The organism is Arthrobacter ulcerisalmonis (assembly GCF_900609065.1).
GTDB classification, from domain to species: Bacteria; Actinomycetota; Actinomycetes; order Actinomycetales; family Micrococcaceae; genus Arthrobacter; species Arthrobacter ulcerisalmonis.
Genome location: NZ_UXAU01000048.1, coordinates 1 through 8,118, shown reverse-complemented (window position 1 = coordinate 8,118; position 8,118 = coordinate 1). Strand labels below are relative to the sequence as shown.

The window sequence follows — 8,118 nt, the reverse complement described above, 5'->3', positions numbered from 1 at the left end:
GGATTCGCCGGGGCCGGGTTTGCGGGGTTCGCAGCGGCAGGTCGCGGCTGGAGGCTCGCTGCTTTGGCCGCCGCTGCAGCGGCTTGGGCTGCTGCCTCTGCCTGTTGGCGGGCTTGTTCCTCGGCGGCAGCGCGCTTGGCGTCCTGCGATGCCTGGTAGGCGGCGCGGGCGGTCTCGCCCTGCCGGAATTCAGACTCGACGGCCGCTGTGGTGCCCTTCAGGGACGCAAGCTGAGCCGTGAGTTCGGTGTTGTGCTGCTGACTATCGGCGATCTGCCGGTTCATGCCATCCTGCGCCGACCGGGCGGCCTGCAGCGACGCGTCGGCCTGGGTTGTCAGCCGTTCCTGCTCAGTCCGTGCTGCCTGTTCCTGCTCCTGCAGAGAGGCTGCGACTTTTCCTGCAGCATCAGCTGTGGCTACCAGCGCTGCTGTCTTGTCCCCCACCAGCTGCACCACGTTGAGGCCTTGCACATTATTCTTCTCCAGCGCGTCCAGTGCCACGAAGAATCCCGTGTTGGTGCCGCCTGTCTTGTAGGACTGCACTGCCAAGGCTGCGAGTTCCTTTTTGTGCCGGTCAAGCTCCGACCGCGCGGTCGCTGATTTGGCGGCCAAGACGTCCACTTTGGCGGTGGTTGCCTGCAGGGCCGCGTCTGCTTCGGCATAACTGGCTGCCGCGGTGACGGCCTGGTCGCCCAGGACTTCAGCCTGGGCAGACAAGCCACCCAGAAGATCGTTGATACGGCTGATTTCGGCGGCTTTGCCTGCTTCGGATTCCTTGGCCTGCTGGACGTCTTCCCAGCTCGGATAGCCGCTGGGCGGAGCTGGATCGCCGGCCGCAGCAGGCTGCAAGGCGGCCGATCCGATGAGGACAAGAGCGAGCAGGCTCCCCAGGACAGGGGTCTTCACCTTGGAAACGAACTGGGGCATAGTTCCGAAGCCTACCGGCGTGGCGCGGCTGAAACACGCTCAGGTGTCCATATTGTTATAAATTTGGATGTTTACTGATCGCGTCACCGGCAGGCTGCTTTAGCCAGCGGACCGGCCAAAAGCCGGCCTGAAGTATGGCAAAGGTCTGGCCCCATGATCTGACCCCATGAGGCTACGCTGGACAAATGGCAGCCTCACGCGCCGGGCGCACTGGCAGGCAGTCCCTTGGGCGCCCCGGCAGGCACACTGTCTGGGTACACTCCTCCGTGATCGCGCTCCTTCTTGCCGGCCTGGCTGGCTGTTCAGGTGGAACAACACCTACCGGCGAAACTCCCCCTGCGAGCGGAACAATCCCCGCAGCCGACGGAACTCTCGCCGCCGGCGGGACAACCCCAGCAGCGGGCCCTGTGACAGTGACGATCAACCAGTCGCGCGATCAGTACAGCCAACACGCCGTACTGGTCCAGTTGACCAACACCACGGAAGCGCCAATCACCGTGACCAATGTCCAGCTCTCTTCGCCACTTTTCCCCACGGGCTTCGGCTGGCCAGTCAATGCCGACCCCCTGCTGCTTCCACCACACCAGGCAAAGAGCAGGCCGGCCAGTCTGCCGACTGCGGCCTGCAACGGATCACCAGACGGCGCCACCTTGTCGGCCCAACCCCTCGAACCCGTAGCCGTACTGAGCCTGGTGAGTACTGCCAGCGCCGGGCCCGTGACCGCGACGGACCCCTTCGAGGTCCTCGTCCGGAACCACGCTGAACTATGCCTTGCCGCCACCGCCGCTGCCGTGGCAACGATCTCGTTTGGCGCAGACCTGGACGTCGCCGCAGACGGGCAGACCGCCGTCGTCCGTCTGCTGATTGATCCGCAGCACTCGATCAAACCGCAGCCAGTGGCGGAAAGCGACGCAACCCTGACCATCGAGAGCCTGGGCGAGACCACGCTCCTGGCACAGGTCGCAGCGCATCCATGGCCAACCGGACTGGTTGTCAGGCCCGGCGAGCCGGGCAAAGATCTACCGTTGACCATCCGCCCGGCGCGCTGCGATCCGCACGCTGTTGCAGAGGACAAGGTGGGCACATTGCTTCCGTTGAGCATCTCGGTGGACGGCCAGACCGGCGTCCTGAAGATCGCGGCCGGTGGGGTGTTGCGCGGAAAAATTTATGACTTCGTCACAGCCGCCTGCGCAGATGGCTGACGGGAGCGTGTTATCCGAGGTCAGCCGCTTGGCAGCCGATCTGGGCCGGCACTGCGGATGAACCGATAGACGTACCTCGCATGTTATCTAAACGTGACAATTCACAGGAGCGTGCGTTAGGGTCTACACATGTCCCCGCCAAGGGGACATTCCCACCAGCATGCCGAACCCTGCCGCTGACTCGGGATCCAACACTTTCCAGTTGGCAGGGACGGGGGAACCAAGTTTCCGCGACTTCAGTGAAGTCTTGGGGTTAAGTCAATATCACCTCCGTTCCATCAAGGGTGATCTTGGCCGGGCATCTCCAGCCCGAACCCGACAGCTCACCCCGCAGGCATCGGAGAGGCAATAGCACCATGTCTAAAACCATCAGCGCCCGTCACCGCGCCACCCCAGAACGATCAATCGCCCTTGAAGGACTCGCACTTTCCGCCAAGTCCCAGGCCCGCTCGCTGGGCCGCCCGGCCCTCGCCGTAGCAGCCGCCTCAGGCCTCGCCTTCGGTATCGGTGCCCCGGCCCACGCCAGCATCAACAGCCAGGACAGCACTGCCAGCAGCAACGTTCAGGCTTACTCGGCACCCGCCGCCCCGGCTGCTGCCGCAGCTCCGGCCGCTGCTGCTGCCAACGTCCACACGGTTGTGTCCGGTGACACCCTCGGTGCCATCTCCTCGGCCTACGGCGTGAGCCTGAACGATGTCCTCGCCGCCAACGGCCTGTCCATCTCCGCCGTCATCTACCCGGGCAACCCGATCCAGATCCCCGGTGCCGGCTACGTTGCAGCCCCGGTCGCCGCCGTTGCGCAGGCTCCCGCACCTGTCCAGGCCGCGGCCGTCACTGCCCCCACCAACACCGGCATGAACGTGACCTACGCATCGGCCGCTGCACCCACCGGTTCGGGCACGGGCGCTGCCATCCTCGCCAACGCCTACGGTCAGCTGGGCGTAACCCAGGACTGCACCGCCATGGTGGAGAAGGCACTGCGTTCCGTCGGCAAGTCCGTTGGCGATCTTGCTCCGGGCCAGTTCTTCCAGTACGGCACGGTAGTAGGATCGCCGGCTCCCGGTGACCTGATCATCACCGCTACCCACGTAGGCGTCTACGCCGGCAACGGCCAGGTTGTCAGCGGCGGTGTGGACGGTTACAAGACCGAGGTCCACTCCATCAGCTGGCTCCAGGGCTACGCAGCAGTCCGCGTAGCGTAACCAGCGGCCGTACCAAAGCGGGTGGGCAGGTTCTCCGGAACCTGCCCACCCGCTGCTTTTTAACTGACTCGTCCCTTTCTTGTTTAGCCCCGGCTATGTGCCGCAGAACGTGCGGTAGGCGCCGAAGTCCTGTGGCGGTCCGGCAGCAAAGCGCTCCAGTCCGGGACGTTCGGTGAAGGGATCGACGACGGCGGCAACCAGGTCGTTGAACAGCTCCATGTCCCCGTTGGTTGCGGCGCTCAAGGCAGCTTCCACGAGATGGTTCCGCGGAATGTAGACGGGATTCACCCGGGCCATCACGTCCCGATCGGGGTTCATGGCCTGCCAGCGGAGCAGCCAGGCATCGAACCTTGCCAGGTCCACAACCATGCCGCGGACCGGCCCTGGCTCTCCCCGTGCCGCCCGGTTCAGTGCCCGGAAAAACTGTGTGTAGTCCACGGGGCCGTCCTTGAGGATCGCGAGCACCTCCTCCACCAGTGCCTCCACTTCCGAATCAGGCTGACCCGCCGGAACATCCGCCAGCCCCAACTTGGCGCGCATTCCACTCCCCCATGCCGCAGCGTAGGCGCCCTGGAACGTGCCCAACACCTCCAAAGCCAACTCCACTGCCTGGTCTTGGTCCTCGTGGAGCAGTGGCAGGAGCGACTCGGCAAGCCGGGCCAGGTTCCATTCTGCTGCCAATGGCTGGTTGGAATAGGCGTAGCGGCCGCCCGTGTCGATCGAACTGTAGAGAGCGGCGGGATTGAAGTCGTCCATGAAGGCACACGGGCCGTAGTCGATGGTTTCGCCGGAAATGGTCATGTTGTCGGTATTCATGACCCCGTGGACGAACCCGGCCAGCATCCACTGCGCCACCAGCTTTGCCTGCGCGTTCACCACGTTGCGGAAGAGTTCAAGGTAGGGCTGATCGGATTCGGCTGCGTGCGGGTAGTGGCGGGCGATCGCGTGGTTGGCGAGCCGCCGCAGCAGTTCATCGTCTTCGGTGGCGCGGGCGAACTGGAAGCTGCCCACCCGCAGATGGCTGTTGGCCACCCTGGCCAGGACGGCGCCCGGCAGCATCTCCTCCCGGCGTACCTCTTGGCCGGTCGCAACGACCGCCAGAGACCTGGTGGTCGGAATGCCTAGCGCGTGCATGGCCTCACTGATGAGGTACTCACGCAGCATGGGCCCGACGGCGGCCAAGCCGTCGCCGCCGCGCGAGAACGGCGTGCGGCCGGAACCCTTCAGGTGCAGGTCAACGAGGTTTCCCTCGCTGTCTGTCAGCTCGCCCAGGAGCAGCGCTCTGCCGTCGCCCAGCCGCGGCGAGTAGCCGCCGAACTGGTGGCCTGCGTACGCCTGCGCGACCGGGGTTGCACCCGCCGGGAGGTGATTCCCGGACAGCAACCGCGCGCCGTCGTGCGTTCCCAGAAAGGCGGGATCAATGCCCAGGCGGACAGCGAGTTCGGCATTGACTGCCAGGACCTTCGGCGTCGGCACATCCGCTGCCTGCCACGGCACGGCGAGTTCGGGGAGTTCACTGGCGAACCTGTTGTCCAGGGCAATCGTGGGTGCGGCTATGGTCATTCCTCCAGCTTATCGGCGGTGTTGGTGCGGCGGTTGATCAGCCAGGTCACCAGCCACAGGAGCACCCCGATGGCCATCAACCCGCCAGCGATCTGATATTGGATGACGTTGCGGCCCACCCATGGACCCGCCAGGAAGGCGCAGAGCAGTGCGGCTACTAGTGGCAGCTGCCCTGGTGAGGAGAAGTGGTTCACCGCGTTGGGATCCCGCTTGCGCCGCAAGACCACGCAGGCCACGTTGACAACCGTAAAGACGCAGAGGAGCAAGAAGGCCGTGGTTCCGGACAGGTTGGCCACGATGTTGCTCTTGGGGTCGCCGGTCACGTAGATGATAAGTCCCAGGGCGAGGATGGTGGAGAAGGCGATGCCAGCCCACGGCGTCCGCCGGACCGGGAGGACCTTGCCGAGTTGTTGGGGCAGGACGCGTTGGCGGGCCATACCGTAGATCAGTCGGCTGGCCATCAGCATGTTGATGAGGGCGGTGTTGGCGACCCCGAAAACGGCGAGGAACGGGAAGATCTTGTCGATGGGGAAGTCTGGTGAGCCCTTGCTGACCACTTCAAGGAGAGCGGCACCCTCGGCGTCGCGGATGTTTTCCAGTTCGGTGGGCGAGAGGACACTGACCACCGAGATGGCCACCAACATGTAGAGGATCACTGCGATGCCCAGGCCGGTGAGCATGGTGCGCGGGAAGATCTTCTCCGGGTCTTTGGTTTCCTCGACCATGTTGACCGAATCTTCAAAGCCCACCATGGCGAAGAAGGCGATGGAGGTCGCGGCAGTGACCGCAAGGAACAGGCCCTTGTCCTGGTAATCGTTGAACACGAAGATCTGTTCCGGGTTGCCCGTGCCCTGGGACATGACGTAGAAGCCGACGCCGATGACGGTGCACAGTGCCACCATCTCCACCAGGGTGAGGACCACGTTGAACTTGACGCTCTCTCCCACCCCGCGGAGGTTGATCGCTGCCAGGAGGAAGCATGAAAACCAGCGCCACCACCGTCACCACGCTTTGATCCGGCGTGTCCAACCAGCCATTGACGGCCAGGCCGCCGAAGAAATTCTGGGCCAGAACGTTTGCGGAGGTAGCCGCGCTGGTGATGCCCGAGCAGACGACAGCGAACGCCACCAGGAAGGTGACGAAGTGGATGCCGAATGCCTTGTGCGCGTAGAGGGCAGCACCGGCAGCTTGTGGATATTGGGTGACGAGCTCGAGATAGGAGAACGCTGTCAGGGTGGCCACCACGAAGGCGAGCAGGAACGGCAGCCAAACCATGCCGCCCACCGTGCCCGCCATGGTTCCCGTCACGGCATAGACGCCAGCGCCGAGGATGTCACCCACAATGAACAGCAGCAGTAGCTTCGGCCCCAACACCCGTTTCAGCTCAGGCGGATGGTTGGGGGTAGCGGCGGTGACTTCCTCGGACGGTGCGCTCATTGGGTGACCTCCACTGCTTCTGGTGGAACAGGGGCTGATGCCGGTCAGTTCACTGTGAACCTACCTGCTGCTTTTTGGCAATGCCTGTGCTGAGTCTCTAATCCAGCTCGTCGACGTCCATGCCGCCCAGTGGGGAACCGCCCGAGTTGCTGGGATCGTTGCTGGCGTCGGCTTCGTCCCCGGTGGGCACTTCGCCGAAATCAACATCTGCCGCGGCTTCGCCCAAGGTGGGTGTTCCCGGCGGAACCTGCTCTTCTCCGGCCTCGTAGCGGGCTTCCTCGCTTTCATCGCGAAGGTCCTGCTCGCTTGGGGGCACCTCGGCGTCTGCGTCACCGACCTCACCCTGCAGCAGCGGATCCTCCTGCCAGTGATCCGGGTTGTCCTCCGCGGCACCCGGGTACGAGTCCGGCTCCCCCGTCACCGGGTCCAGCTCGAACGACGTGTCCGAACCCGCAGTTTCCGCCAGCAGCGCATCGTTTTCGTCGACCGGGCTCAGCCCTTCATCCTTCAGCTCGCGCTCCTCTTGGGCTTGGTCTGGCAGGGTATTTTCCGGCTGGTTCTGGTCGGTCATGGTGGCGCCTCTCCTATGCTTCTTGGTGTTCCTTCGTAAGCCTACTGATCATTCTCGGTGCTGGGAACTGTAGGGTCTCTTCCGGCTTGGCCGCCGCCATGCACGACGGCGGCAGGTTAAGGCCACTGGCACGCGCGATGGCGGTGGTGGCCGGGTTATCTCCGCCATGCGTAACGACGGCGGCGGCCGGGCTAATCCCTGCCGCGCGACTGCGGCAGGCCGGGTTAGTCCCTGCCGGGCGACTGCGGCAGGTCGGATTTCATAATCCCCGCGCAACGACGCCGGGTCGGGTTCGCCGCGACGGGCCGCCCTGTCATTGTCGGTTCTTCATCCGTCGACTTTGCCTCGACACTTTCCGCTAATGCCCTTGCCTCGCCCTCGAGCGCCGGAGTGGCCCAACCATCCGTCTGCGTCGTGCTCACGGCCAGAACCGCCGTCGTTCCTTCCCCCCGGGTCAGGGCCTTCGAAACCGAGGCACCCGCGTCCTTCGCCACGACGATCAGCCCTGCGACCATCAGAAATGATTTGGATGGACAGTCTTGACAGCCACTTGCCGACGCTTCGTATCCTGAGACGTGCCTGCCCTCCAGCGGCGCATAGTCCAGCGAAAGGATCATCTGGTGATGAGCTCACAACTGGCGCCCGCTACAGTTCGCGCCATCCGTGGTGTCGGGACAGCGCAATGACGGCTCCCGACTCCGATGCACGAGCGCTCCTGGCCAGTCGAATCCGGGCACTGCTAACCACTCAGCCGAATGTTCGTGAGCGCACCATGTTTGGTGGCGTGTCGTTCATGGTGGACGAGCGGATGGCCGTTGCGGCCGGCCGCGACGGCGACTTGCTGGTCCGCACCAATCCGGACGACTACCAAGCCCACCTGGAGCGCGGTGCCGTCCAGGCGGAAATGGGAAACAACCGGCCGATGGGTCGTGGCTGGTTGAAGGTGCCTGCCGCGGCGTTGGCTTCGGAGTCCGAGCTCGGTTTTTGGCTCGAAATCGGCCTTCAGTCGGGAAGTCTGCGGGACTGATTTTGGTCTCCGTTGATGCTGGGTTGAGTTGTCCACATAGGGAAAAACCCTCACGGAATTGTCGTACCCCTTTGGGATAATTGAGCTATGGCAAGGACGTTGGATTTTCGGGCTGTCGCCGCCGCAGAACGCGGCGGCTCGAGCATCCACGCCGGAACGAAAGCTCGTCTCGAGGATCACCGCGCCACCG

7 protein-coding genes, 1 pseudogene and 1 riboswitch are annotated in these 8,118 nt (G+C 64.2%); of the genes and pseudogenes, 3 read left to right on the top strand and 5 right to left on the bottom strand.

Annotated features, from left to right (window positions below; genetic code table 11):
- The coding region (locus tag PSET11_RS16400; RefSeq protein WP_124093383.1) for a lytic transglycosylase domain-containing protein at positions 1–926 on the bottom strand (926 nt) is incomplete at its 3' end.
- A gap of 185 nt (positions 927–1,111) precedes the next feature.
- On the opposite strand from PSET11_RS16400, the gene PSET11_RS16395 reads away from it, so the two are divergent.
- Together PSET11_RS16395 and PSET11_RS16390 are read left to right on the top strand one after the other, a co-directional pair.
- Positions 1,112–2,128 carry a hypothetical protein gene (locus PSET11_RS16395; RefSeq protein ID WP_238989205.1) on the top strand — a complete coding sequence of 339 codons (1,017 nt, stop codon included), beginning with the start codon at positions 1,112–1,114 and terminating at the stop codon, positions 2,126–2,128.
- 151 nt (positions 2,129–2,279) lie between these two features.
- A riboswitch (cyclic di-AMP (ydaO/yuaA leader) is annotated at positions 2,280–2,480 on the top strand.
- 4 nt (positions 2,481–2,484) lie between these two features.
- Positions 2,485–3,330, top strand: coding sequence for a LysM peptidoglycan-binding domain-containing protein (locus PSET11_RS16390; protein WP_124093382.1), 846 nt, complete (start codon positions 2,485–2,487; stop codon positions 3,328–3,330).
- A gap of 93 nt (positions 3,331–3,423) precedes the next feature.
- On the opposite strand, the gene PSET11_RS16385 is transcribed toward PSET11_RS16390, so the two are convergent.
- The 4 genes and pseudogenes from PSET11_RS16385 to PSET11_RS16770 form a co-directional block, all read right to left on the bottom strand.
- The gene (locus tag PSET11_RS16385; RefSeq protein ID WP_124093381.1) at positions 3,424–4,893 is read right to left on the bottom strand and encodes a protein adenylyltransferase SelO; all 1,470 of its coding nucleotides are present in this window, start codon (positions 4,891–4,893) and stop codon (positions 3,424–3,426) included.
- Positions 4,890–6,330: pseudogene (locus PSET11_RS16380) on the bottom strand (APC family permease). Before PSET11_RS16380 ends, PSET11_RS16385 begins: the two are co-directional and overlap by 4 nt.
- 97 nt (positions 6,331–6,427) lie before the next feature.
- Positions 6,428–6,901 carry a hypothetical protein gene (locus PSET11_RS16375; RefSeq protein ID WP_124093380.1) on the bottom strand — a complete coding sequence of 158 codons (474 nt, stop codon included), beginning with the start codon at positions 6,899–6,901 and terminating at the stop codon, positions 6,428–6,430.
- Between the two features lie 224 nt (positions 6,902–7,125).
- Positions 7,126–7,416 (bottom strand): hypothetical protein, encoded by a 291-nt coding sequence (locus PSET11_RS16770; RefSeq protein WP_203416007.1) that lies wholly within the window; start codon positions 7,414–7,416, stop codon positions 7,126–7,128.
- Positions 7,417–7,583: 167 nt separating this feature from the next.
- On the opposite strand from PSET11_RS16770, the gene PSET11_RS16370 reads away from it, so the two are divergent.
- Positions 7,584–7,928: a TfoX/Sxy family protein gene (locus PSET11_RS16370; RefSeq protein ID WP_124093379.1), complete on the top strand. Its 345-nt coding sequence runs from the start codon at positions 7,584–7,586 to the stop codon at positions 7,926–7,928.
- Positions 7,929–8,118: the final 190 nt, after the last annotated feature.

What these genes read in the sequence shown, in the direction of transcription:
- PSET11_RS16390 (WP_124093382.1), top strand. Translation starts at nt 2,485, where the DNA reads ATGTCTAAAACCATCAGCGCCCGTCACCGCGCCACCCCAGAACGATCA.
- PSET11_RS16370 (WP_124093379.1), top strand. Translation starts at nt 7,584, where the DNA reads ATGACGGCTCCCGACTCCGATGCACGAGCGCTCCTGGCCAGTCGAATC.
- PSET11_RS16385 (WP_124093381.1), bottom strand. Translation starts at nt 4,893, where the DNA reads ATGACCATAGCCGCACCCACGATTGCCCTGGACAACAGGTTCGCCAGT.
- PSET11_RS16375 (WP_124093380.1), bottom strand. Translation starts at nt 6,901, where the DNA reads ATGACCGACCAGAACCAGCCGGAAAATACCCTGCCAGACCAAGCCCAA.
- PSET11_RS16395 (WP_238989205.1), top strand. Translation starts at nt 1,112, where the DNA reads ATGGCAGCCTCACGCGCCGGGCGCACTGGCAGGCAGTCCCTTGGGCGC.
- PSET11_RS16770 (WP_203416007.1), bottom strand. Translation starts at nt 7,416, where the DNA reads ATGGTCGCAGGGCTGATCGTCGTGGCGAAGGACGCGGGTGCCTCGGTT.